Source organism: Pantoea sp. Acro-807 (assembly GCF_011752675.1).
GTDB classification, from domain to species: domain Bacteria; phylum Pseudomonadota; class Gammaproteobacteria; order Enterobacterales; family Enterobacteriaceae; genus Pantoea; species Pantoea eucrina.
In genome coordinates this window covers 1-24,561 of sequence record NZ_VWXE01000007.1, presented here as the reverse complement: position 1 = coordinate 24,561, position 24,561 = coordinate 1, and the positions used below count along the sequence as shown (strand labels likewise).

General features: G+C 55.9%; 20 protein-coding genes. 4 read left to right on the top strand and 16 right to left on the bottom strand.

The annotated features are described in order from the left end of the window. Positions 1 to 49 precede the first annotated feature (49 nt). Positions 50 to 919 (top strand): bis(5'-nucleosyl)-tetraphosphatase (symmetrical) ApaH, encoded by an 870-nt coding sequence (gene apaH, locus F3J39_RS15085; RefSeq protein ID WP_094110724.1) that lies wholly within the window; start codon positions 50 to 52, stop codon positions 917 to 919. A gap of 69 nt (positions 920 to 988) precedes the next feature. On the opposite strand, the gene folA is transcribed toward apaH, so the two are convergent. From folA to ribF, 10 genes are all read right to left on the bottom strand, one after another. Next, on the bottom strand, positions 989 to 1,471 hold the full coding sequence (gene folA, locus F3J39_RS15080) for a type 3 dihydrofolate reductase (RefSeq protein ID WP_039382513.1): 483 nt from the start codon (positions 1,469 to 1,471) through the stop codon (positions 989 to 991). A 269-nt stretch (positions 1,472 to 1,740) separates the two neighbouring features. Then, a complete protein-coding gene (locus tag F3J39_RS15075) occupies positions 1,741 to 2,883 on the bottom strand; it encodes a porin (RefSeq protein WP_113654988.1) in 1,143 nt (380 codons plus the stop codon). 225 nt (positions 2,884 to 3,108) lie between these two features. Beyond that, positions 3,109 to 6,336: a carbamoyl-phosphate synthase large subunit gene (carB, locus tag F3J39_RS15070; protein WP_104085551.1), complete on the bottom strand. Its 3,228-nt coding sequence runs from the start codon at positions 6,334 to 6,336 to the stop codon at positions 3,109 to 3,111. Between the two features lie 13 nt (positions 6,337 to 6,349). After that, a complete protein-coding gene (gene carA, locus F3J39_RS15065) occupies positions 6,350 to 7,498 on the bottom strand; it encodes a glutamine-hydrolyzing carbamoyl-phosphate synthase small subunit (protein ID WP_039382504.1) in 1,149 nt (382 codons plus the stop codon). Positions 7,499 to 7,964: 466 nt separating this feature from the next. Further along, entirely contained in the window at positions 7,965 to 8,780 is an 816-nt protein-coding gene (gene dapB / locus F3J39_RS15060) for a 4-hydroxy-tetrahydrodipicolinate reductase (RefSeq protein WP_039382502.1), read from the bottom strand. A gap of 222 nt (positions 8,781 to 9,002) precedes the next feature. Then, positions 9,003 to 9,956, bottom strand: a complete 954-nt coding sequence (ispH, locus tag F3J39_RS15055; protein ID WP_039382499.1) for a 4-hydroxy-3-methylbut-2-enyl diphosphate reductase — start codon at positions 9,954 to 9,956, stop codon at positions 9,003 to 9,005. Beyond that, a complete protein-coding gene (fkpB, locus tag F3J39_RS15050; RefSeq protein WP_039382497.1) occupies positions 9,937 to 10,407 on the bottom strand; it encodes an FKBP-type peptidyl-prolyl cis-trans isomerase in 471 nt (156 codons plus the stop codon). The genes ispH and fkpB overlap by 20 nt, the downstream gene beginning before the upstream one ends. A gap of 69 nt (positions 10,408 to 10,476) precedes the next feature. Beyond that, entirely contained in the window at positions 10,477 to 10,974 is a 498-nt protein-coding gene (gene lspA / locus F3J39_RS15045; RefSeq protein ID WP_071669089.1) for a signal peptidase II, read from the bottom strand. Further along, complete coding sequence (gene ileS, locus F3J39_RS15040) at positions 10,974 to 13,793, bottom strand: isoleucine--tRNA ligase (RefSeq protein ID WP_166714353.1); 2,820 nt, start codon at positions 13,791 to 13,793, stop codon at positions 10,974 to 10,976. The genes lspA and ileS overlap by 1 nt, the downstream gene beginning before the upstream one ends. 27 nt (positions 13,794 to 13,820) lie before the next feature. After that, positions 13,821 to 14,759 carry a bifunctional riboflavin kinase/FAD synthetase gene (ribF, locus tag F3J39_RS15035; protein ID WP_039382487.1) on the bottom strand — a complete coding sequence of 313 codons (939 nt, stop codon included), beginning with the start codon at positions 14,757 to 14,759 and terminating at the stop codon, positions 13,821 to 13,823. A 319-nt stretch (positions 14,760 to 15,078) separates the two neighbouring features. Between ribF and rpsT the strand changes: the two genes are divergently transcribed. After that, positions 15,079 to 15,342 (top strand): 30S ribosomal protein S20, encoded by a 264-nt coding sequence (rpsT, locus tag F3J39_RS15030; RefSeq protein ID WP_039382484.1) that lies wholly within the window; start codon positions 15,079 to 15,081, stop codon positions 15,340 to 15,342. A 106-nt stretch (positions 15,343 to 15,448) separates the two neighbouring features. Here the strand turns inward: rpsT and nhaA are convergent, their stop codons facing one another. From nhaA to dnaK, 3 genes are all read right to left on the bottom strand, one after another. Next, the gene (gene nhaA / locus F3J39_RS15025) at positions 15,449 to 16,627 is read right to left on the bottom strand and encodes a Na+/H+ antiporter NhaA (RefSeq protein ID WP_166714352.1); all 1,179 of its coding nucleotides are present in this window, start codon (positions 16,625 to 16,627) and stop codon (positions 15,449 to 15,451) included. 150 nt (positions 16,628 to 16,777) lie between these two features. After that, positions 16,778 to 17,917 (bottom strand): molecular chaperone DnaJ, encoded by a 1,140-nt coding sequence (dnaJ, locus tag F3J39_RS15020; RefSeq protein ID WP_071669092.1) that lies wholly within the window; start codon positions 17,915 to 17,917, stop codon positions 16,778 to 16,780. 102 nt (positions 17,918 to 18,019) lie between these two features. Next, entirely contained in the window at positions 18,020 to 19,930 is a 1,911-nt protein-coding gene (dnaK, locus tag F3J39_RS15015) for a molecular chaperone DnaK (protein ID WP_039382477.1), read from the bottom strand. 50 nt (positions 19,931 to 19,980) lie between these two features. Here dnaK and F3J39_RS15010 point away from each other — a divergent pair, with 50 nt between their 5' ends. Then, a complete protein-coding gene (locus tag F3J39_RS15010; protein WP_139239684.1) occupies positions 19,981 to 20,202 on the top strand; it encodes a hypothetical protein in 222 nt (73 codons plus the stop codon). Here the strand turns inward: F3J39_RS15010 and F3J39_RS15005 are convergent. From F3J39_RS15005 to tal, 3 genes are all read right to left on the bottom strand, one after another. Continuing rightward, positions 20,194 to 21,495 (bottom strand): MFS transporter, encoded by a 1,302-nt coding sequence (locus F3J39_RS15005; RefSeq protein WP_094110717.1) that lies wholly within the window; start codon positions 21,493 to 21,495, stop codon positions 20,194 to 20,196. The two genes, F3J39_RS15010 and F3J39_RS15005, sit on opposite strands and share 9 nt — an antisense overlap. 105 nt (positions 21,496 to 21,600) lie before the next feature. Next, the gene (mog, locus tag F3J39_RS15000; RefSeq protein WP_071669094.1) at positions 21,601 to 22,188 is read right to left on the bottom strand and encodes a molybdopterin adenylyltransferase; all 588 of its coding nucleotides are present in this window, start codon (positions 22,186 to 22,188) and stop codon (positions 21,601 to 21,603) included. Between the two features lie 123 nt (positions 22,189 to 22,311). Continuing rightward, positions 22,312 to 23,265, bottom strand: coding sequence for a transaldolase (gene tal, locus F3J39_RS14995; RefSeq protein WP_094110716.1), 954 nt, complete (start codon positions 23,263 to 23,265; stop codon positions 22,312 to 22,314). A gap of 214 nt (positions 23,266 to 23,479) precedes the next feature. Between tal and yaaA the strand changes: the two genes are divergently transcribed. Next, positions 23,480 to 24,256 (top strand): peroxide stress protein YaaA, encoded by a 777-nt coding sequence (gene yaaA, locus F3J39_RS14990; protein ID WP_108569980.1) that lies wholly within the window; start codon positions 23,480 to 23,482, stop codon positions 24,254 to 24,256. The last annotated feature ends 305 nt before the right edge of the window (positions 24,257 to 24,561 follow it).

The window sequence follows — 24,561 nt, the reverse complement described above, 5'->3', positions numbered from 1 at the left end:
TCCCCCCCGCCCGGCTCGTCCGGGCGGCGCGTTTTACCGGACTGATATCATGAGTACATATCTGATTGGCGATATCCACGGCTGTTACGATGAGCTGCGCGCGCTGCTGGCGCAGGTAAGCTTTGATCCGCAGCAGGATGAACTCTGGCTGACCGGCGACCTTGTGGCGCGCGGTCCCGGTTCACTCGATGTGCTGCGCTACGTAAAATCACTGGGTGACAGCGTACGCATGGTGCTGGGTAATCATGACCTGCACCTGCTGGCGGTTTTCGCCGGGATCAGCCGTAATAAACCGAAAGATCGCCTGACGCCGCTGCTGGAGGCGGACGATGCTGATGCGCTGATCAACTGGCTGCGGCGCCAGCCGCTGCTGCAGGTTGATGAAGAGAAAAAGCTCGTCATGGCGCATGCCGGCATTACCCCGCAGTGGGATCTCGCGACGGCAAAAGCATGCGCGCGTGAAGTAGAAGCGGTGCTCTCCAGCGACAGCTATCCGTTGTTTCTGGATGCGATGTATGGCGATATGCCCAACAACTGGACGCCGGAACTGAGTGGCCTGGCGCGCCTGCGATTCAGTACGAATGCCCTGACGCGCATGCGTTTCTGCTTCCCCAACGGCCAGCTGGATATGATCTGCAAAGAGGCGCCCGACTCCGCCCCACCGCCGCTGCGGCCCTGGTTCAACGTGCCGGGTAAAATGGGCAGTGACTACACGCAGATTTTCGGCCACTGGGCCTCCCTTGAAGGCAAAGGCACTCCCGATCACGTTATTGGTCTGGATACCGGCTGCTGCTGGGGCGGCACGCTGACGCTGCTGCACTGGGAAACACAGCAATACTATGTACAGCGCTCCCGGCGTGAAGCCGCACTGGCCGCTGAAGGCGCCGCCGCGACTCCTCCGCTAAACAACACGCCATAAAAAAAGCCCCGCGATGTCAGCGGGGCTTTTGCGCAGGGCGCGCATTTATGCACGCCAGGCAGGGATCAATTAACGACGCCGATCCAGGATCTCAAAGCAGTAGCTGTGCGAATTTTGCGCATCCGCATCGTGGAACTCGCTGAACGTCGACTGCCACTCATCTGGCTCGTAATCAGGGAATTGCGTATCCCCTTCCACTTCAGCATCAATATGCGTCAGGTAAAGACGATCGGCGCGGGGCAGCATCTGCTCATAGATACGCCCGCCGCCAATCACCATAATCTCTTCTGCGTCACCGGCTGCCTCGATTGCCGCTTCCGGTGAAGTGACCCAGGTCACCCCTTCGTGCGTACCGGGCTGGCTGCTGACCACAATATTGAGCCGGCCTGGCAGCGGACGGCCAATCGATTCAAAGGTCAGACGCCCCATGATCACCGGTTTATTCAGCGTAGTACGTTTGAACCAGGCGAGATCGGCGGGTAAGTGCCACGGCATGGCGTTTTCCATACCAATAATGCGATCCGCAGCCAGTGCTGCGATCAGACTAATCATGATTTAAAACCTGCTGGAAAAAATTGGCGCAATGATACGTAAAGGCGAAAGTTTCGTCGATAGGCCAGCCGTGCTATTTGCGTAAAGCTCTTTTGCCGCCAGATTCAGGCTGCCGGGCAGAGCTTTACACCGACTTTACTGCGATTAACGGAGAGAGCCGCCATAATCGCCTGCGCAGCTGGCACAACTCAGCGGCATTAGCGGCAGGTTTTCAGAAAGAGTGTAAAGAAAAGCGCACTGAGCGGCTCCACGCGGAGCCGCTGCAGTCATCAGAAGTCGTAACGCAGACGGACCAGGTTCACGTTGCCCAGCGCCTTGCTGGTATCGGAGGTGATGACATATTCATAATCAACGCGGAAGCCGTAGTCGAGCTGCGCACTGATGCCCACGCCATTATCGATACGCTTATAGTGGCGTCCGTTGACGAACTCCAGGCGATCGCCCATCACGTAAGGCTGCAGGGTTTTCACCGCATACTGGCCTACAGCAAATTTATAACCGGCAAAATATTCGATGCCCCAGGCGTCATCCGCAAAGTAGTTTGTTGCGCTTTTCAGGCGGGTTGGCGCAAAGTTCTGATACCAGCCGGCGCCTGCCGCCAGCGTCCAGCTATCCGGCGTCCAGCTTACCGAGGTGCCCCAGATATTCTGATCGTAGCGCTCGCTGTCGCCGTTGCCCGGATTGCGTACGGTGGCACGGGTATAATTCCACGCAGTTCCCCACGCCAGCTCATCGCTGATGTGATAGTTGACACCCAGCGATCCGCCGCCGTTGCGCTTGTAGCGCAGGCCGTTACCCGGCAGATATTCGGTATCCTCAAAGAGATAAGAGGCGTACAGATCGGCGGCGCCGGCACGGGTTTTATACTTCAGCATTTTGCGCGAGCGATAGCTGCCGTCGTAATCGCCGTTGATCCCGACGCCGGAACCCTGGGCCAGCATATCGTAATCCCAGATATCGGTTTTTGCGCCAACTACATCATAATAGACGCTGTTTTGCTGACCAAAATAGAGTTCGCCGAGGCTGGCACTTTTAAAACCGGTATAGAGCTGACGACGTGAGGTATCGCGTGCGCCGCTGGCATAGTGATGGTCCCAGCCCCACCACGCCGGGAAGTTAACGCCCAGCTCATAGTAGCCTACCCAGCTCAGATCTTCTGCGATCGCGTAGTCTGCGCCAAAGCGAAAGCGCGAGCCACCATCGTAGCCGTTACGCTTATAGGATGTGTCATTTACGCCATTCTGATGCATAAACTGCGGGCGAATGCTGCCGCCCACTTTAAAGCCAAGGCGATCGAACGCATTGTTCGCCTGAGGATCCTGCTTCAGCAGAGTAATTTCAGCCTGGCTGGCGAGCGGCGCAGCCATAAGTAACGCAGCCACTGCGCTAAGAGTCAAAGCACGCATGTTCATTTTATATTTTCCGGTGAAGGTAAAGGCTCTATGGTTGAGCGCGCCAGATAGTAAGGTGCCCTCACCGGATCGCGAGTTATAAATTTGTGCGAAAAATCTTAAAAAGTTATTTAGCAGCACCAATAGCTAAAAGTTAAGCCAAATCAGCAGGTTTGCTATAGCTACTCTGTTTCAGGCAAAAAAAACGGCCCCATACGGGGCCGCTGTCTCTTACGGACGCTGCGCTTATTTGCCTTTCAGCTGCGCATGCATCTCCTGTACTGAAGTCACTTTCTCAGTGGGATCCGCATTCAGGGCCATCGCCGTCGCGAAGCCGCCGTTCAGCGTGGTGTCATAATGCACTTTATACTGCAGCGCGCTGCGGCGAATCAGCTTAGAGTCTTCAATCGCCTGACGTCCCGCCGTGGTGTTAACAATATAGGTGTATTCACCGTTTTTCAGGCGATCCTGAATATGCGGGCGTCCCTCATGCACCTTATTGACCAGGCGTGGATTGATACCGGCTTCACCCAGCACCACCGCCGTACCGTGGGTAGCGTCCAGCTCAAAGCCAAACTTCTGTAGCTTCGCCGCCAGATCGACGATGCGCTTTTTATCGCCTTCACGCACCGAGAGCAGCGCACGACCGCTTTTCTTCATGTTGCTCTGCGCGCCCAGCATCGCTTTACCGAAGGCTTCAGCAAAGGTACGGCCGACGCCCATCACCTCACCGGTGGAGCGCATTTCCGGTCCCAGAATCGGATCGACGCCCGGGAATTTATTGAACGGCAGCACCACCTCTTTCACCGAGTAGTAAGGCGGAATGACCTCTTCCGTCACGCCCTGCTCCAGCAGGGTTTTGCCCGCCATGACGCGCGCCGCCACTTTGGCCAGCGGTACGCCGGTAGCCTTGGAGACAAATGGAACGGTACGTGCCGCACGCGGATTCACCTCAATCAGGTAAACCTCGTTATCTTTGACCGCAAACTGCACGTTCATCAGACCGCGTACGTTAAGTTCAAACGCCAGCTTCTCAACCTGCTCACGCATCACGTTCTGGATCTCGCTGCTCAGCGTATAGGCCGGCAGGGAACAGGCTGAGTCACCGGAGTGAACACCCGCCTGCTCAATATGTTCCATGATGCCGCCAATCAGCACCCGCTCGCCGTCGCAGATGGCATCCACATCGACTTCCACCGCATCATCCAGGAAGCGATCCAGCAGTACTGGCGCATCGTTAGAGACGGATACCGCGGTCTGGAAATAGCGCTTAAGATCCACTTCGTCATAGACGATTTCCATCGCACGGCCGCCCAGTACATAGGAAGGACGTACCACCAGCGGATAACCGATACCGGCAGCTTTCTCTACCGCCTGCTCCAGCGTGGCAACCGTGGCGTTAGCCGGCTGTTTCAGTTTCAGACGATCCACCGCCTGCTGGAAACGCTCGCGGTCTTCAGCGCGGTCAATCGCGTCCGGGCTGGTACCGATAACCGGTACACCGGCCGCTTCCAGCGCACGCGCCAGTTTCAGCGGCGTCTGGCCACCATACTGCACGATAACGCCTTTTGGCTGCTCAATTCGTACAATCTCCAGCACATCTTCCAGCGTAACCGGCTCAAAGTAGAGGCGATCGGAGGTGTCATAATCGGTTGAGACCGTTTCCGGGTTGCAGTTAACCATGATGGTTTCATAACCATCTTCACGCAGCGCCAGCGATGCGTGGACGCAGCAGTAGTCAAACTCAATACCCTGCCCGATACGGTTTGGTCCGCCGCCCAGCACCATGATTTTGTCACGATCCTGATTCGGGTTCGCTTCGCACTCCTCCTCATAGGTGGAATACATATAGGCGGTATCGGTCGAGAACTCAGCGGCACAGGTATCCACCCGCTTATAGACCGGATGCAGATTGTACTGCTGACGCAGCTTACGGATTTCGCTTTCTGCCACACCCGCCAGCGCTGCCAGACGCGCATCAGCAAAACCTTTACGCTTCAGCGCGCGCAGGAAGCCGGCATCCAGCGCGTTAACGCCTTCACGTGCAACCTGCTCTTCCAGCCGCACCAGCTCTTCAATCTGTACCAGGAACCAGCGATCGATGTTGGTGAGATTAAATACGCCATCCACCGACATACCGGCACGAAACGCGTCAGCAACATACCAGATGCGGTCCGAGCCGGCGTCTTTCAGTTCGCGGCGGATACGGGTCAGCGCGTCGGCGTCATCCAGATCCACTTTTGGATCGAAGCCGTTAGCGCCGACTTCAAGGCCGCGCAGCGCTTTCTGCATCGACTCCTGGAAGGTACGGCCAATCGCCATCACTTCACCCACTGATTTCATCTGTGTAGTGAGGCGATCGTTGGCGCCCGCAAACTTCTCAAAGTTAAAGCGCGGGATCTTAGTCACGACATAGTCGATAGAGGGCTCAAACGACGCCGGCGTGCGACCGCCAGTGATATCGTTCATCAGTTCATCGAGCGTAAAGCCCACCGCCAGCTTAGCCGCGACTTTAGCAATCGGGAACCCGGTGGCTTTGGACGCCAGCGCGGAGGAGCGCGACACGCGCGGGTTCATTTCGATTACGATCAGACGACCATCTTTCGGATTTACGGAGAACTGAACGTTAGAGCCGCCGGTTTCCACACCAATCTCACGCAGCACCGCCAGCGAGGCGTTACGCATGATTTGGTACTCTTTATCCGTCAGCGTCTGCGCTGGCGCCACGGTGATAGAGTCGCCGGTGTGAATGCCCATGGCGTCGAAGTTTTCAATTGAACAGACGATGATGCAGTTATCATTTTTATCGCGCACCACCTCCATCTCATACTCTTTCCAGCCAATCAGCGATTCATCAATCAGCAGCTCGTTGGTCGGAGAGAGGTCGAGGCCGCGCTCACAGATCTCTTCAAACTCTTCGCGGTTGTAAGCGATACCGCCGCCGGTGCCGCCCATGGTAAAGGAGGGACGAATAATGCACGGGAAACCGACCTCCTCCGCGACCTTCAGCGCCTCTTCCATCGTGTGGGCGATACCCGAACGGGCGGTATCGAGACCGATGCTTTTCATCGCCACGTCAAAGCGACGGCGATCTTCAGCTTTATCGATAGCGTCAGCCGTGGCGCCAATCATGGTCACGCCAAACTCTTCCAGCACGCCCTGGCGCTCCAGCTCCAGCGCGCAGTTCAGCGCGGTCTGCCCGCCCATGGTAGGCAGTACTGCATCCGGGCGCTCTTTTTCGATGATTTTTCGCACCACTTCCCAGTGGATTGGCTCAATATAGGTCGCGTCAGCCATTTCCGGGTCGGTCATGATGGTCGCCGGATTGGAGTTAACCAGAATGACGCGATAGCCCTCTTCACGCAGCGCTTTACACGCCTGCGCGCCCGAGTAGTCAAATTCACACGCCTGACCGATAACGATCGGGCCAGCGCCAAGGATCAGGATAGATTTTATGTCAGTACGTTTTGGCATCGGAGGCTCCTGATTACTTCGCGTTTGAACGGTAGGCTTCAATCAGTTCGATAAAGTGATCGAACAGCGGCGCCGCATCGTGCGGGCCAGGACTCGCTTCCGGATGTCCCTGGAAGCTGAAAGCGGGTTTATCGGTACGATGAATACCCTGCACGGTCTGGTCAAACAGCGACACATGCGTCACACGCAGATTGGCCGGTATCTGGCTCTCATCGACGGCGAAACCGTGGTTCTGTGCGGTGATCATCACAGTATTATTATCGAGATCTTTTACCGGATGGTTGCCGCCGTGGTGACCCAGCTTCATTTTGACGGTTTTTGCACCGCTGGCCAGCGCCAGCAGCTGATGCCCCAGGCAGATACCAAATACCGGAATTTCTGTCTCCAGAAACGCCTGAATCGCGCGGATAGCGTAGTCACACGGCTCCGGATCGCCCGGGCCATTGGAGAGGAAGATGCCGTCCGGATTGAGTGCCAGCACCTCTTCTGCTGGCGTCTGCGCCGGCACCACCGTCAGGCGGCAGCCGCGATCCACCAGCATACGCAGAATATTGCGCTTGGCGCCGTAGTCATAGGCGACCACGTGATACGGCAGTGCGTCAGCTGACTGCTGCTCAGGCAGGCCATCCTGCAGCGTCCAGCTCCCCTGCTGCCACGTGTAAGTCTCCGTGGTAGCCACTTCTTTCGCCAGATCCATACCTTTCAGCCCCGGGAACGCCTGCGCTTTCTGCAGCGCCAGCGCGGCATCCGGCGCGTCACCCGCAATGATGCAGCCGTTCAGCGCGCCCTTTTCACGCAGCAGACGCGTCAGCTTACGCGTATCGATATCAGCGATGCCGACAATATTATTGCGCTGTAGCCAGGCAGAAAGGCTCTCTTCACTGCGGAAGTTGCTGGTAATCAGTGGCAGGTCGCGGATCACCAGGCCCTGAGCGTGAATCTGGTTTGATTCATCATCTGCGATATTGACGCCAACGTTGCCGATGTGGGGATAAGTAAGAGTAACAATCTGGCGGGAATAGGAGGGATCAGTAAGGATTTCTTGATAACCGGTCATTGACGTGTTGAAAACGACCTCACCCACTGCCGAACCCGTAGCCCCGATGGCCCGACCGTGGAATTGGGTTCCGTCTTCCAGAACCAAGAGCGCTGACTTAATCAAAACATCCTCCAGGGAATAAACAGTCACAATATATGCATATTAATTCATAATACTGGCCTGAATCAATGTAAAAACCGCCTGACTGCTCGATTTTTGGCAAATTGCGCGCATTCTAATGATCACCTCTGCTGATGTCTACCCGGAAAGGCTATTTTTTTATGTTTTTCGGAGGCTATAACTAAAATATAGTGCAAACAGGGCAAAAGCAGCATCTTAATAGGGTAATTAATCGGTTGCCTGACAACAATAACCGCCGAATAAGCGGAGCTACGCAAAATATTTGACCAAATGGTCAAATTTAATCTTAGCAGCTGAGAAAAAGATGAGTTAACTTGCAAATAAACCCATTACGAAGATATTTTATGGCGAAGAGGTTATTTTGACAAAAATAAAGGGCAATAAAAATATTGCCCTGCCAATCAATGGACTAGCGACTGAAAAACCACATCACGATGGCTCACAACAATCAATTTTTTGCTAAATTAAGCACATCACGCATGTCATAAAGACCATTTTTTCGCAACTCAACCCAGACTGCAGCCCGAACGGCACCTTTTGCAAAGGTCATCCGGCTTGAGGCCTTGTGGCTAATCTCTATCCGTTCGCCGATATCAGCAAACAGAGCAGTATGCTCACCAATGATGTCGCCGGCGCGCACCGTGGCAAAACCGATAGTGTGAGGTTTGCGCTCACCGGTATGGCCTTCACGCGCGTAAACCGCATGATCCTCCAGCTTCCACTCCATGGCGTCCGCAATGGCTTCACCCATTGCCAGCGCGGTTCCTGAGGGCGCATCAACTTTATGGCGATGGTGCGCCTCAACGATCTCAATATCCGCATACTCCCCCATCACTGAGGCCGCCTGCTGCAGCAGATTCAGCATCAGGTTGACGCCAACGCTGAAGTTGGCAGCAAACACGATGCCGATCTCCTCTGCCGCTGCACGAATTGCGGCTTTTCCGGCGTCATCAAAACCGGTTGTGCCAATCACCATCGCCTTTTGATGCTGGCGGCAAAAGGCCAGATACTCCAGCGTGCCTTCCGGACGCGTGAAGTCGATTAGCACATCGAAATCGTCCACCACCTTTAGCAAATCATCGGTGACGGTGACGCCGGTTTTACCGATGCCCGCCAGCTCACCCGCGTCTGTACCCAGCAGTGAAGAGCCGCTGCGCGCCAGCGCAGCGCCCACCGCCACGCCTTCCGCCTGATGCGCGGCCTGAATCAGATTTCGTCCCATGCGGCCCGGCGCACCAACAATAGCTAAGCGGATATCACTCATATTTATTCATTCCTGATACAAAACTATGCATGCAAAGCGTAAACAGGTTAACCATCAGCTAACTGTCACGCCACAATAAAAAAGGGATATAAGAATTTCAGGACAGCGATAAAACATTATCAGTAAAAGCAATCCCGGCGGCTGGTTGTGGCGAGGCACGCAGCCGTACATAAAGAAAAGGCCGAACAATGTCGGCCTGATACGGTAGCAAATGTTAAACGCTTACTGCACGTTGCGCACGTCAACGCGCAGCTCTTTCGGCACTTCGAATACGATATTTTCTTCGCGGCCGATCAGCTCAATGGCTGCTTCACCACCGAGTTCGCGCAGGCGCTGGATCACCTGCTGTACCAGAATATCGGGCGCAGAAGCACCTGCCGTCACGCCAATACACTCTACGCCGGTTACCCACTCTTCCTGAATATCATCCGCTGAGTCGATAAGCTTCGCCAGCTTGCCTGCGCGCTGCGCCAGCTCAGCCAGCCGGTTAGAGTTGGAGGAGTTTTTTGAGCCGACCACCAGCACCACTTCAGCATCCTGTGCCAGCACGCGCACCGCTTCCTGCCGGTTAGTGGTGGCATAGCAGATGTCATCTTTGCGCGGGCCGATAATGGCCGGGAAGCGCTGACGTAAGGCGTCAATGACGTCAGAGGTGTCATCAACTGACAAGGTAGTCTGCGTCATAAAACAGAGGTTGTTCTCATCTTTGACGGTCAGCTTAAACACATCTTCCGGTGATTCCACCAGATACATGCCGCCATTGGGGTTGCTGTATTGCCCCATGGTGCCTTCCACTTCAGGATGACCGGCGTGACCAATCAGGATCGCCTCCACCCCTTTACGGCTGGCACGCGCCACTTCCATATGGACTTTCGTTACCAGCGGACAGGTGGCATCAAACAGCATGGTCAGATCGCGTGCTTTCGCTTCAGCGCGTACCGCCTGCGATACACCGTGTGCTGAGAAGATCAGAATGGCACCATCCGGCACTTCACCGATCTCTTCGATAAAGATCGCGCCACGCTCGCGCAGGCTGCTCACTACATAACGGTTGTGCACCACTTCGTGACGCACGTAGATTGGCGCACCATACATCTCCAGCGCCCGCTCAACGATGCTGATAGCGCGATCCACACCGGCGCAGAAACCGCGCGGGTTAGCTAACAGGATTTGCATTGTTATCCTCCAGCACCGGATCGATCTCCAGTACTTCGATATCAAACCGGACAGGCTGCCCCGCCAGCGGATGATTAAAATCCACGGTGATTGAGTCACCGGAAATTTCACGGATCACCCCGGGCATCTCGCTGCCGCCCATGCCGCTGAACAGCATGATTGCGCCGATTTCCGGCTCGCCCGCGTCGATAAAGTCGCGACGCGAAAAGTACTGGATCAGATCCGGGCTGCTGGCGCCAAACGCATCTTCCGGCACCAGGGTAAAGGCGAGCTGATCGCCCGCTTTGCGCCCCAGCAGCTCGCGCTCCAGCGCCGCCGACAGGCTGCCGTCACCCAGACGGAACAGCGCAGGCTTGCCGTTAGCACGGGTGGATTCGGCAGTAGAGCCATCCTCCAGCTTGAGCGTGAAATGCACCAGCAGCGCGCTATCGGGCTGAACTGTCTCTGTCATCGGTTACCCTTACTCTCTTTTTCATCATGCCTGCGCCTGCAGCCGTGACCGGCATGCAGGCAGAAGACGTCAGGATGTTGCTTTTTTGCCGCTGGGGCTGAAGAACCCCTCAAGCACCACCAGCGCCGCGCCGATGCAGATGCCGCAGTCAGCGATATTGAACGTGGCGAAGTGCCAGTTACCGACATAAAAGTCGATAAAGTCGACGACAAAACCGTGCCAGGCGCGATCGAACAGGTTGCCAAGCGCCCCGCCAACAATCAGCGCATACGCAATATTGCTGAGCCTGTTGCTGGCGCGGTTGCGATACATCATCACCAGCAGCGCGACCACAATGGCAATGGCAATACCGGCAAAGAACCAGCGCTGCCAGCCACCTTTGTCTGCCAGGAAACTGAACGCGGCGCCATAGTTATGGGCATAGAACAGGTTCAGAAACGGCATCAGCGGCTGCGTTTCATGCAGCATCATATTGTTCATGACCCACACTTTGCTGGCCATATCGATACCAATGACGACCAGCACCAGCCAGATCCAGCGCAGTCCGGTAGAACTGAGTTTAGTCATCAGGCAAATTTCCGTACTTCACCGTCACCGGCTACGTTTGAGTAACAGCGTCCGCACACGTCGGCGTGCTCCGGATTCTGGCCTATGTCGGTAGTATAGTGCCAGCAGCGCGGGCACTTCTCGCCTTCTGCTTTATGCAGAACGATTTTCAGCCCTTTCAGCAGGTCGCTCTGCTGCGCCTCATCGCTCGCCGTTGCGTAATCGGCTACCGTCGCGCCGGAGGTCAGCAGCACAAAACGCAGCTCGTCGCCAAGCGCCTGCAGCTTCGCGCCCAGCTCCGGTTCCGCATAGAGCGTGACCGTCGCTTCCAGCGCGCCACCGATGCGCTTGTCGCTGCGCGCCTGCTCGATCGCTTTGTTGACTTCGCCGCGGACTTTCAGCAGATCGGCCCAGAACGCATCGTTCATCGGCTCATCCGCCGCAAGACCGAACAGATTGTCATACCACTCTTCAGTGAAGACATACTGCGCGCGTTCGCCCGGCAGGTGACCCCAGATCTCATCAGCGGTAAAGGACATGACAGGTGCCATCCAGCGCACCAGCGCCTCCACAATGTGCCACAGCGCGGTCTGGCAGCTGCGACGCGCCAGGCTGTCGCCCTTCGCGGTGTACTGGCGATCTTTAATCACATCCAGGTAGAACGACCCCATCTCAATGGAGCAGAAGTGCATCAGACGCTGCACCACTTCATGGAAGTCGTAGTTTTCATAGGAGGCAACGATATCCTGCTGTGCAGCCAGCGCACGTCCTACCGCCCAGCGATCGACCACCACCATCTCTTCCGGCGTAACGCAGTCAGTAGCCGGATTAAAGCCCGCCAGGTTAGCCAGCAGGAAGCGTGCGGTGTTACGAATACGGCGATAGCTGTCGGCAGCGCGTTTCAGGATCTCATCCGATACCGCCATTTCGCCGGAGTAGTCGGTAGAGGCGACCCACAGACGCAGAATGTCCGCGCCAAGCTTATCCATCACATCCTGCGGCGCTACCGTGTTGCCGATCGACTTCGACATCTTGCGACCCTGACCATCTACGGTAAACCCGTGCGTCAGAACCTGACGATAAGGCGCTTTGCCTTTCATCGCCGTAGAGATCATCAGCGAGGACATAAACCAGCCGCGATGCTGATCGGAGCCTTCCAGATACATATCCGGCGCGTGTCCCTCAAACTCCGGACGCGCATCGACTACCGAGAAGCTGGTTGATCCGGAGTCAAACCACACATCCAGCGTATCCGGCACTTTCACGTACAGATCGGCGTCGTCACCCATCAGTTCGCGCGGATCGAGATCCCACCACGCCTGAATGCCATCCTGCTCCACGCGCTGCGCAACTTTCTCCATCAGCTCAAGCGTGTCAGGGTGCAGCTGCTCACTCTCTTTATGCACAAACAGCGCCATGGGCACGCCCCAGGTACGCTGACGCGAGATGCACCAGTCAGGACGGTTGGCAACCATCGCTTCGATACGCGCCTGACCCCAGTCCGGGATCCACTGCACGCCTTTAATCTCTTTCAGCGACTGCGAGCGCAGCCCCTGCTGATCCATGCTGATAAACCACTGCGGCGTCGCCCGGAAGATGATTGGCGTTTTGTGACGCCAGCAGTGTGGGTAGCTGTGCAGCAGTTTCTCCACGTGGAGCAGCGCGCCCTTCTCTTTCAGCAGCTCAACAATCATGTCGTTAGCTTTGAAGACATTAACGCCATCAAGCGACGGATAAGTGCCCGGCAGATAGGTACCATCTGGTGCCACCGGGTTAGCGGTCTCGATGCCATACTTCTGACCGATTACGTAGTCATCCGGGCCGTGTCCAGGCGCGGTATGCACCGCACCAGTACCCGCTTCCAGCGTAACATGCTCACCCAGCACCACTTTCGACTGAACCTGCGTCAGGAACGGATGCTGAAACAGCTGCAGCTCCAGCGCTGCCCCCTGGCATTCACCCAGCACCTGCCACTCGCTGATGCCGGCGCGCTTCATCACGCTCTCCACCAGATCTTTAGCGAGGATCAGGCTGCGGCCCTCAATCTGGACCAGCTGGTACTCAAATTCAGGATGCAGGGAGATCGCGCGGTTGGCGGGCATGGTCCACGGCGTGGTGGTCCAGATCACCAGTGAAACCGGCCCCTCTGAGGCGCTGACGCCAAAGGCTGACCGCACCGCGTCGGCATCCAGCGCGTTGAACATCACGTCAATAGACGGCGAGGTTTTGTCGTAATACTCAACTTCCGCTTCCGCCAGCGCTGAACGGCAATCCATACACCAGTGCACCGGCTTCGCGCCTTTGTGCAAATGGCCGTTACCGATGATTTTGCCCAGTGCACGGATGATGTTAGCTTCGGTCGTGAAGTTCATGGTCAGATAGGGACGATCCCAGTCGCCCAGCACGCCAAGGCGGATAAAATCTTTTTTCTGCCCTTCTACCTGCTCAGCGGCATAGCTGCGGCAGGCGGCACGAAACTCTGCCGCGCTGACTTTCTCGCCCGGCTTGCCAATCATCTGCTCAACTTTGTGCTCGATCGGTAAGCCGTGACAGTCCCAGCCCGGAACATAGGGTGAGTCGTACCCTGCCATGCCTTTCGACTTGACAATAATGTCTTTCAGAATCTTGTTAACAGAGTGACCAATATGAATATTGCCGTTTGCGTACGGAGGGCCATCATGCAGGATGAAGGTTTTTTTCCCTTTTTTGGCGGCGCGGATGATGCCGTAGAGATTGTCATCGTACCAGCGCTGCAGCATGCCCGGTTCGCGTTTGGCCAGATCGCCACGCATCGGGAACCCCGTTTCCGGCAAATTCAGGGTAGATTTATAGTCACTCATCAGATTCTCGATTCCGTCTGTCGGTCATTAAACCGGTGTTTGTAGCCCAAAGAATTGGCGGGCTGTCACCACATCTTTTGCAATTTGTTCTTTCAGCGCATCCAGCGAGGAAAAGCGCTGTTCGTCGCGGATCTTCTGTTTCAGCACCACCTCAATATGGCGGCCATAGAGATCCATATGTGTGTCGAGCAGATGAACTTCAAGCTGCTGACGTAAACCTTTTACCGTCGGGCGGGTACCGATGTTGGCGACGCCTGGCACCGGCTCTGCGGTCAGACCCAGCACTTCCACGGCAAACACGCCCTTAACCGGCGTGACCGCGCGACGCAGCGGCAGATTAGCGGTCGGAAAACCTATGGTACGGCCCAGTGCATCACCGTGCACCACGCGGCCTGAAATGCTGAAGGGATGGCCAAGCAGCTGCTGCGCCTGCGCAAAATCATCCTGCGCCAGCGCCTGACGGACAGCCGTACTGCTGATGCGCTTACCGCTGTCGCAGAAGGTCTGGGTGCTGATGACCTCAAAGCCATATTCTGCACCCGCTTTCTGTAATAACAGGAAATCCCCTTCGCGACCAGCGCCGAAGCGGAAATCATCGCCTACCGCCAGAAAACGCACGTCGAGTTTTTCCACCAGCAGCTCGCTGATAAAACGCTGAGCCGGATAGGCTGCAAACTGACGATCAAACCGGATACAGAGCACGGCGTCGACGCCAGCGCGCTGCAGCCAGCGCAGTTTTTCACGCAGCCGCGTCAGACGGGCCGGTGCTTTTTCACCCGCAAACAGCTCCAGCGGCTGCGGTTCAAACAGCATCACCACCACCGGCAGATTGCGCTTACGGCCCTCTGCAATCAGCTGCGCCATCAGCGCCTGATGACCGCGATGCACACCATCGAAATTACCAATGGTCAGAACGCAGCCGCGATGCTGCTGTTTCAGATTATAAATACCGCGGATTAACTTCATGGCTGACTCAAACCGGTGGAAATCGGCGGATTATACCCTTGAATAGCGCTGAGGTTAACCCGTATACACGCCTTTCCTGCGCTGAAGCGCCCTCTGGCCCACCGTCGGGCAACAAATCACCATACCTGCTGAAGAAATTGTTGCGAAATACTGTATTCAGAGCGGGGTTGCTGGTAGAATCTTGCGCCATCAATTACGTAAGCGGGTGTCGTGGTTAAAACGACGCTTATTTGCACAAATCCATTGACAAAAGAAGGCGCAAAAGGCATAGTCCTCGGCCTTTGATTTGTCCATATAGAACACATTTGGGAGTTGGACCTTGGCTAATATCAAATCAGCTAAGAAACGCGCCGTAACATCTGAGAAACGTCGCAAGCATAACGCGAGCAACCGTTCTATGATGCGTACTTTCATCAAGAAAGTATACGCGGCTATCGCAACCGGCGACAAAGCTGCTGCGCAGAACGCATTCAACGAAATGCAACCAATCGTGGACCGTCAGGCTGCTAAAGGTCTGATCCACAAAAACAAAGCTGCACGCCATAAAGCAAACCTGGTGGCTCAGATCAACAAACTGGCTTAATCGCCTGTCTGTTTATCGCTTTGTAGAAAGAACCGGCTTATAGCCGGTTTTTTTATGCCTGTCGTTTGCCGGCAGCGTAAAAAGGAGGCTGACGCCTCCTCTCCGGTTAACGCAGCTTAACGCGCAATAGCGTATAGCCAATCACCGCTGACAGCAGCGAGCCGCTAAGAATACCCAGTTTCGAGAACGTCACCAGCTCTTCATGCGCGGCGTCAAAGGCCAGCGAACTGATAAAGATAGACATGGTAAAGCCGATACCGCACAGCACGCCTATGGCCATGATATCGCGTATCGTTGTCCCGCCCGGCAGCGCCGCCAGACGCAGTTTTACGGCCAGCCAGCAGAACAGCGTAATACCCAGCGGTTTACCAATCAGTAACCCGAGGATAATCCCCAGCGGCTCTGGTGAGAACACATCACCAAAGGTGATACCACTCAGTGAAATCCCGGCGTTAGCAAACGCGAACAGCGGCAGAATCAGCCAGTTCACCCACGGCATCAGACCGTGCGCCAGATGCTCTGCCGGTGAATGCCCCTCTTTCTCCTCCAGCGGTACAAAGAAGCCGACTACCACGCCTGCCAGCGTGGCGTGCACGCCTGATTTCAGCACCGCGGTCCAGAGCACAATTCCGACCAGCATATAGACGGCGATATTCCGCACGCCACAGCGGTTAAGTATGGCCAGCACCACAATCGCCGCTGCCGCCACGCTGAGCGACAGCACAGAGAGATCGCTGGTGTAGAAGAGTGCGATAATCACAATCGCGCCGAGATCGTCGATGATGGCCAGCGCCATCAGGAACACCTTCAGCGCCACGGGAACACGACTGCCAAGCAGTGCCAGCACGCCCAGAGCAAATGCGATATCGGTCGCGGTCGGGATCGCCCAGCCGTTGCGCGCAATCTCATTGTCATGATTGAAAAACAGGAAAATCAGCGCCGGCGCAACCATACCGCCGAGGGCAGCAATGACCGGAAAAATCGCGCGATCGCGACTTGCCAGCTCGCCGCTGATTAATTCGCGTTTCACTTCCAGACCGATCAGCAGAAAGAACAGCGCCATCAGCGCATCGTTGATCCACAGCAGCAGGTTCTTGCTGATATCGAGTGCGCCAAAGCGGATCTGCACCGGCTCAGCGAGAAAGCTCTGGTAGCCAGCGGCCGTTTCCGCATTGTTCGCCAGCACCATGGCGGCGACCGCAGCGAGAATTAATACCATGCCGTTGCTGGCATCGCTTTCTATAAAGCTTTTCAGCAACGTTTTGATTGAGCGGGGCTGCTTCATTACTCCTCCTGAGCAAAGACAATTTGTTAAGGAGTGTAACCGCGTTAACCCTGTGATAAAAGCCGCTTACCGCGTCTTTACGCCAGTTTAAAATCAATAAAAAAGCGGAGAGTCACCTCTCCGCTTTTCGTCTGCAACCCTGGCGCTGAATCAGCGCGTCAGGTCATCAAAGAACTTCTTCACGCCATCAAAGAAGCTTTTTGAACGCGGGCTGTTCTTTTCACCGCTCGGTCCACCAAAGCTCTCTTCCAGCTCGCGCAGCAGCGCTTTCTGCTTATCGTTCAGGCTGACCGGTGTTTCCACCACCACGCGGCACAGCAGGTCGCCAACGGCGCCGCCGCGCACTGATTTTACGCCTTTGCCGCGCATGCGGAACAGCTTGCCGGTCTGGGTCTCCGCAGGCACCTTCAGCTTCACGCGGCCGTCCAGCGTCGGCACTTCAATCTCTCCGCCCAGCGCCGCCATCGCAAAGTTGATCGGCACTTCGCAGTAGAGGTTATTCTCTTCGCGCTCAAAGATAGGGTGCTTCTTCACCGATACCTGAACGTAGAGATCGCCCGCCGGTGCGCCATGCTCGCCCGCTTCCCCTTCGCCACTCAGACGAATACGGTCGCCGGTGTCTACCCCCGCCGGAATTTTTACCGACAGCGTTTTCTGACGCTCTACGCGCCCATGACCATGACAGGCGTTGCACGGATCTTTGATGACCGAGCCGCGACCGTGACAGGTCGGACACGCCTGCTGTACGGTGAAGAAACCCTGACGCATCTGTACCTGGCCTGCACCGTGGCAGGTCGGACAGGTCTGTGGCTGCGTGCCCGCTTTGGCGCCGCTGCCGTGGCAGACGTCGCACTCTTCCAGTACCGGGATGCGGATCTCTTTGGTCACGCCGCGTACCGCTTCTTCCAGCGTCAGCTCCATGTTGTAGCGTAAATCGGCACCGCGTGATGCACGCTGACGGCGACCGCCGCCAAAGATATCGCCAAATACGTCGCCAAAGATATCGCTGAAGTCTGCGCCGCCACCGCCGAAGCCGCCACCAAAGCCGCCGCCACCGCCACCCTGTTCAAAGGCTGCGTGACCATACTGGTCATAGGCCGCACGCTTCTGAGCATCCGTCAGAATTTCGTACGCTTCCTTCACTTCTTTAAATTTTGCTTCGGCTTCTTTGTCGCCCGGATTACGGTCCGGGTGATATTTCATCGCCAGGCGCTTATAAGCCTTTTTGATTTCACGCTCATCAGCCGATTTTGAGACGCCTAAGATCTCGTAAAAATCACTCTTAGCCATTTTGTTCTGCCCTTAACATAGTTGCACGGGCGTGGAGAAACTCCTACGCCCGTGCTGGTTTCAACGGCTGTCAGGCCAGCCGTCGCGCCCGGTCAGGGGCAATTATTTTTTATCTTTAACTTCTTCGAACTCAGCGTCGACCACGTCATCCTGCTGCTGTGCTGACGCGTCGCCGGCGTCCGCTGCGCCTGCCTGACCCTGCTGCTGTGCCATCTCCATTAGTTTGCCGGAGACTTCCATCAGCGCCTGCATTTTCGCTTCGATAGCCGCTTTGTCTTCGCCTTTCAGCGCGGTATTCAGCTCAGTCAGTGCAGCTTCGATAGGTGCTTTGTCTTCTGCAGAGAGCTTATCGCCCGCTTCATCCAGCTGCTTGCGGGTGCTGTGCGCAATCTGGTCACCCTGGTTGCGCGTCTGTACCAGCTCTTCAAACTTGCGGTCAGATTCAGCGTTCGCTTCCGCGTCACGCACCATTTTTTCGATCTCATCTTCGTTCAGACCAGAAGAGGCTTTAATGGTGATTTTCTGCTCTTTACCGCTGTTTTTATCTTTCGCTGACACATGCAGAATACCATCAGCATCGATGTCAAAGGTGACTTCGATCTGCGGCATACCGCGTGGTGCAGGCTGAATGCCGTCGAGATTAAACTGACCCAGCGATTTGTTATCGCCAGAACGCTTACGCTCACCCTGCAGCACGTGAATGGTCACGGCAGACTGGTTATCTTCAGCAGTAGAGAACACCTGACTGTGTTTGGTCGGGATAGTGGTGTTCTTGCTGATCAGCGCGGTCATTACGCCGCCCATGGTTTCAATACCCAGCGACAGCGGCGTTACGTCCAGCAGCAGAACGTCTTTCACATCACCTGCCAGTACGCCACCCTGAACAGCAGCACCGACCGCTACGGCTTCATCCGGGTTAACATCTTTACGCGGCTCTTTGCCGAAGAACTCGGTCACTTTCGCCTGCACCATTGGCATACGAGTCTGACCACCTACCAGGATGACATCGTTGATGTCAGAGACTGACAGGCCAGCATCCTGCAGCGCAACTTTCAGCGGCTCAATTGAACGGGTTACCAGGTCTTCTACCAGAGATTCCAGTTTCGCACGCGTCACTTTGATGTTCAGGTGCTTAGGACCGGTTGCATCTGCCGTGATATATGGCAGGTTAACGTCGGTCTGCTGCGCAGAAGAGAGTTCAATTTTTGCTTTCTCAGCGGCTTCTTTCAGACGCTGCATCGCCAGCGGATCGTTATGCAGATCGATACCCTGGTCTTTCTTAAACTCGGCTACCAGATAGTTGATCAGGCGGCTATCGAAGTCTTCACCACCCAGGTGGGTATCACCGTTGGTTGCCAGCACTTCAAAGGTTTTTTCGCCATCAACGTCGTCGATCTCAATGATTGAGATATCGAAAGTACCACCACCCAGGTCATAAACCGCGATAGTACGGTTGCCCTGACCTTTGTCCAGACCGTAAGCCAGCGCTGCTGCGGTTGGTTCGTTGATGATACGCTTAACGTCCAGGCCCGCGATACGGCCAGCATCTTTGGTCGCCTGACGCTGTGCGTCATTGAAGTAAGCCGGTACGGTAATAACCGCTTCAGTCACCGCTTCACCGAGGAAATCTTCCGCGGTTTTCTTCATTTTCTTCAGCACTTCAGCAGAGATCTGCGGCGGTGCCATTTTCTGGCCCTTCACGTCCAGCCATGCGTCACCGTTGTCAGAACCGGTGATTTTGTACGGCATGATTTTAATATCACGCTGTACTTCTTCGTCCTGGAAACGACGACCAATTAAACGCTTGATAGCGAACAGGGTGTTCTGCGGGTTGGTCACTGCCTGACGTTTAGCCGGCTGACCTACCAGCGTTTCGCCGTCTGCGGTATACGCAATGATTGACGGCGTGGTGCGATCGCCTTCAGCGTTTTCCAGCACGCGTGCCTTGCCGCCGTCCATGATCGCCACACAAGAGTTGGTTGTACCCAGGTCAATACCAATAATCTTACCCATCTAAACGTCTCCCACGTAAATTCTTTGTCAAATTGGGTTGTGATGCAGAGATGTGGTCGTTACCGCCACTTTCAACTGCGACTGCAGGCTTTTTTGCTGCCTCACAACGCCCGATGACAAGTAAATGGGGCCGCTTCGATGCGCATCAAGGGTTAAAAGCAAAAAATATTTCGATTCTTTTAGCCGGACGGGATAAATGGCGGGAAAATGTACAACTTCAGCAGCAGTACGGCGGAGCAGTGCTGCCCGCCGTACCGGGCTCATCAGGATAAAGAGCGCGAGGAGTGCCCCGCTGGCTGACGTGCGTCACGCCACAGCCAGCAGCCGACAGCGGCACCGATCGCCGCCAGCGCCAGCACATACCAGGCCGGTGCCATAGGCGTCAGCTGCATCATCAGCGTTACGCTGACGGGCGTCAGGCCGCCGAAAATCGCGTAAGCAACATTGTATGAGAAAGAGATGCCGGTAAAGCGTACCGCTGGCGGAAAGGCGCGCACCATGACAAACGGCACTACGCCTACCACACCGACGCTCAGTCCCGCCACGCCGTACCAGAAAAACAGCATCTGCGGCGCGCTGCCGGTGTTTTGGAAAAAGTGCCAGCTGCAGAAAGCCAGCAGCAGCGATCCCGCTATCAGCGTACGCGCCGCACCCGCGCGATCTACGATCCAGCCTGCCAGCACGCATCCGACCAGCAGCATTACGGTCGCCAGGCTGTTGGCCTGCAGGCTCAGCGCAGCAGGCACGCCCTGTTTCTGCATCAGTGCGGGCGCCATTAAAATCACCACTACAATGCAGGCGGAGAGCAGCCAGGTCAGCAGCATTGAGATCGCAATACTGCGCTTGTGGTGCAGCAAAATAGCCTGCAGCGGCAGCCGTTCAGACAGCGTTTTCCGCTGCTGCATCTGCTGAAATACCGGCGTTTCATGCAGCCAGCGACGCAGGTACATCGCCAGCAGTCCAAACAGGCCGCCGAGAAAGAACGGCAGCCGCCAGCCGTAATCGCGCATTGCCGCTGGCGAAATCGTGCTGTTAAGCAGCGTCGCTACCAGTGAACCCAGCAGGATACCGGCAGTGAGGCCTGCGGTCAGGGTGCCGCAGGCAAAGCCGGTACGCTTTTCCGGAACGTGCTCAGCAACAAATACCCAGGCGCCCGGCACTTCACCGCCAATTGCCGCCCCCTGCAGCATCCGCAATAGCAGCATTAGCAGCGGTGCAGCGATACCTATGCTTGCATAGGTGGGCAGTGCGCCCATCGCCAGGGTCGGCAGCGCCATCAGCAGAATACTCAGGCTGAACATCTTTTTCCGGCCGACTTTGTCACCAAAGTGCGCCATAACAATGCCGCCCAGCGGTCGCGCCAGATAGCCGGCAGCAAAAATACCAAACGTCTGCACCTGACGCAGCCAGTCAGGCATATCGGGCGGGAAAAAGAGCTCACCAATGACGGCAGCAAAGAAGATAAAAATAATGAAGTCGTAGAATTCCAGCGCCCCGCCAAGGGCAGCCAGCGACAGGGTTTTATAGTCCTGCCGGTTAAGTCGATGCGAGGTGAGCGAGTCCATAACGGTGCGGTATCCAGAGCCGGGAAAGGTAGAGCAGACGTTACTATACCGGCAAACCCGCACCACACCAGCAAGGCTGAATTTTATGCCTGAAAAGCCTTATATTCAGAGGTTTGTCTCACGCCGTGCGCTTTTCGGACGAAATGCTGCTACCACTGCCGCATGCGTCTCGATATAGGGTCCTTCCAGCAGCTGCAGGCAGTAAGGCACGGCGGCAAAAATTCCGGGTACCCTTACGCTGCCATCCTCCGCTTTTACCCCTTCCAGCGTCTCTTTAATCGATTTCGGCTGGCCGGGCAGATTCAGGATCAGCGACTGTTTGCGGATAACCCCTGCCTGACGTGACAAAATGGCAGTGGGTACAAACTGCAGGCTGATCTGACGCATCTGCTCACCAAAGCCAGGCATTTCGCGATCCGCTACCGCCAGCGTCGCATCCGGCGTCACGTCGCGTCGTGCCGGCCCGGTACCGCCGGTGGTGAGCACCAGATGGCAGAAACGTTCATCTACCAGCTCGCAGATCGCCTGTTCAATCATCGGCTGTTCATCCGGCACCAGCCGCGTCTCCAGCTCGAAGGGTGTTGCCAGCGCAGTGCTGAGCCAGCTCTCCAGTGCCGGAATGCCCTGATCCTGATAAATGCCGTTTGCTGCGCGATCGGAAACGGAAATTAATCCAATGCGTAAAGTATCCATAAGAGTATCGCTGTGGTTAGCCGCGTGGCGGCAAAGAAAGATAGATGCAGAAAGGATAATACAAAGCGCAGAGCAGAGAAATGCGTAATGCCGCGGCGGCAGGGCACCGCCACGGCGTCATGCTTACAGCAGTTCGGTCAGCATCTTTTCAAGTTTGCCCTGATCAACGGCAAAGTTGCGGATGCCTTCCGCCAGCTTAGTCACCGCCATAGGATCCTGATTATGCTGCCACAGGAACTCCGCTTCGGTCATTTTCGCCGGACGCTCGCTGATCTCGCCGCTGTAGCTCAGCTTGCGCTCAACGCTGCCTTCGCTCTCAGCCAGCTCTTTCAGCAGGCCCGGAGAGATGGTCAGACGGTCGCAGCCCGCCAGCTCAATGATTTCGCCCACGTTACGGAAGCTGGCACCCATCACTACAGTTTCATAGCCGTGCTGTTTGTAGTAGCTGTAGATTTCAGATACGGACACCACGCCTGGATCTTCATGCGGCGCATACTCTTTTTTATCGGTGTTCTGCTTGTACCAGTCGAGAATACGGCCTACGAATGGAGAGATCAGGAAAACGCCCGCTTCTGCACAGGCGCGTGCCTGCGCAAAGGAGAACAGCAGCGTAAGGTTACAGTTGATACCCTCTTTTTCCAGCTGCTCCGCTGCACGGATGCCCTGCCAGGTTGAAGCGAGTTTGATCAGAATACGATCGTTGCTGATGCCTGCGTCGTTGTAGAGTTTGATCAGGCTGCGCGCTTTCGCGATGCTCGCTTCGGTATCGTAGGAGAGGCGTGCATCAACTTCTGTGGAAATGCGGCCCGGGATCAGTTTGAGGATCTCCAGCCCGATGTTGACAGCCAGTTTGTCAGAGACCAGCGCCAGCTGCTCTTCCTTGTTGCTGCTCTGCTGACGCGCCCAGCCGATCGCTTCATCAATCAGCTTGCGGTATTCAGGAATTTGGGCAGCGTTGAGGATCAGGGAAGGGTTTGTCGTGGCATCCTGCGGCTGATAGAGCTTCATCGCTGCAATATCACCGGTGTCGGCGACCACGGTAGTCAGCTGACGCAGGGAAGTAAGTTTATCCGTCATGGTTCTCTTTTCTCTTTGGTTGACTGTCAGGGTATAAAAGGCTGAATCGATAATATCACGCGCAATCAGCGGCGCAACATCGTGGCGTGCCCTTTACGATAGCGCTGACGAATAGGAGTGATTTGCCGATTGATGCCGCTTTTTTGATACACTCCGCGCAATAAATTTTCCGTTAATGTCCTGATATTTAAGCAGGCGCACAAGGAGACCCGGTATGCTGATGGTGATTTCACCGGCTAAAACGCTGGATTATGAGAGCCCGCTTGCCACCCCCCGCTTTACCCAGCCTGAGCTGCTGGAAAAATCGCAGCAGCTGATTGACGTTGCGCGCGCCCTCTCTCCGGCTGATATCGCTTCGCTGATGCGTATCAGCGACAAGCTGGCGCACCTGAACGCCGAGCGCTTTAACCAGTGGCAGCCGCACTTTTCGCCGGAAAATGCGCGTCCGGCTATTCTGGCGTTCAAAGGGGATGTTTATACCGGCCTGCAGGCTGAACGCTTTAGCGAGGCAGATTTTGATTTTGCCCAGCAGCACCTGCGTATGCTCTCTGGTTTGTATGGCCTGCTGCGCCCGCTGGATCTGATGCAGCCCTACCGGCTGGAGATGGGTACCCGACTGGCAAACCCGGCTGGCCGCGATCTCTATAGTTTCTGGGGCGATACGCTCACGGAAGCGCTGAATCAGGCGCTACAGGCGCAGGGTGACCAGGTGCTGATTAACCTGGCGTCAGATGAATATTTCCGGGCGGTAAAGCCGGCGAAACTTAATGCCCGGCTGATAAAGCCGGTGTTTCTGGATGAAAAGGGCGGCCACTATAAGGTCATCAGTTTTTATGCCAAAAAAGCGCGCGGTCTGATGAGCCGTTTTGTGATTGAGCATCGCCTGACACAGCCAGATCAGCTGAAGCAGTTTGATGCAGATGGATACCGTTTTGATGCGGCAGCCAGCCAGGGGAATGAGCTGGTGTTTAAGCGTCAGGAGCAGGGATAAATCGGTTTATGCCGGGGCGTCATCGCGTTTCGTATGCGCATCAATCCGGGCGCCATTAATGACGCCCCTACGGGACCATCCGATATCCGTAGGGGGCGCATTTATGCGCCCCTGGCATCATCACGTTTCGCACGCGCATCAACCCGGGCGCCATGAATGGCGCCCCTACAGGGGATGGGATATCCGTAGGGGGCGCATTTATGCGCCCCTGGCATCATCACGTTTCGCACGCGCATCAACCCGGGCGCCATGAATGGCGCCCCTACAGGGGATGGGATATCCGTAGGGGGCGCATTTATGCGCCC

What these genes read in the sequence shown, in the direction of transcription:
- apaH (WP_094110724.1), top strand. Translation starts at nt 50, where the DNA reads ATGAGTACATATCTGATTGGCGATATCCACGGCTGTTACGATGAGCTG.
- folA (WP_039382513.1), bottom strand. Translation starts at nt 1,471, where the DNA reads ATGATTAGTCTGATCGCAGCACTGGCTGCGGATCGCATTATTGGTATG.
- F3J39_RS15075 (WP_113654988.1), bottom strand. Translation starts at nt 2,883, where the DNA reads ATGAACATGCGTGCTTTGACTCTTAGCGCAGTGGCTGCGTTACTTATG.
- carB (WP_104085551.1), bottom strand. Translation starts at nt 6,336, where the DNA reads ATGCCAAAACGTACTGACATAAAATCTATCCTGATCCTTGGCGCTGGC.
- dapB (WP_039382502.1), bottom strand. Translation starts at nt 8,780, where the DNA reads ATGAGTGATATCCGCTTAGCTATTGTTGGTGCGCCGGGCCGCATGGGA.
- ispH (WP_039382499.1), bottom strand. Translation starts at nt 9,956, where the DNA reads ATGCAAATCCTGTTAGCTAACCCGCGCGGTTTCTGCGCCGGTGTGGAT.
- fkpB (WP_039382497.1), bottom strand. Translation starts at nt 10,407, where the DNA reads ATGACAGAGACAGTTCAGCCCGATAGCGCGCTGCTGGTGCATTTCACG.
- lspA (WP_071669089.1), bottom strand. Translation starts at nt 10,974, where the DNA reads ATGACTAAACTCAGTTCTACCGGACTGCGCTGGATCTGGCTGGTGCTG.
- ileS (WP_166714353.1), bottom strand. Translation starts at nt 13,793, where the DNA reads ATGAGTGACTATAAATCTACCCTGAATTTGCCGGAAACGGGGTTCCCG.
- ribF (WP_039382487.1), bottom strand. Translation starts at nt 14,759, where the DNA reads ATGAAGTTAATCCGCGGTATTTATAATCTGAAACAGCAGCATCGCGGC.
- nhaA (WP_166714352.1), bottom strand. Translation starts at nt 16,627, where the DNA reads ATGAAGCAGCCCCGCTCAATCAAAACGTTGCTGAAAAGCTTTATAGAA.
- dnaJ (WP_071669092.1), bottom strand. Translation starts at nt 17,917, where the DNA reads ATGGCTAAGAGTGATTTTTACGAGATCTTAGGCGTCTCAAAATCGGCT.
- dnaK (WP_039382477.1), bottom strand. Translation starts at nt 19,930, where the DNA reads ATGGGTAAGATTATTGGTATTGACCTGGGTACAACCAACTCTTGTGTG.
- F3J39_RS15010 (WP_139239684.1), top strand. Translation starts at nt 19,981, where the DNA reads ATGTGGTCGTTACCGCCACTTTCAACTGCGACTGCAGGCTTTTTTGCT.
- F3J39_RS15005 (WP_094110717.1), bottom strand. Translation starts at nt 21,495, where the DNA reads ATGGACTCGCTCACCTCGCATCGACTTAACCGGCAGGACTATAAAACC.
- mog (WP_071669094.1), bottom strand. Translation starts at nt 22,188, where the DNA reads ATGGATACTTTACGCATTGGATTAATTTCCGTTTCCGATCGCGCAGCA.
- tal (WP_094110716.1), bottom strand. Translation starts at nt 23,265, where the DNA reads ATGACGGATAAACTTACTTCCCTGCGTCAGCTGACTACCGTGGTCGCC.
- yaaA (WP_108569980.1), top strand. Translation starts at nt 23,480, where the DNA reads ATGCTGATGGTGATTTCACCGGCTAAAACGCTGGATTATGAGAGCCCG.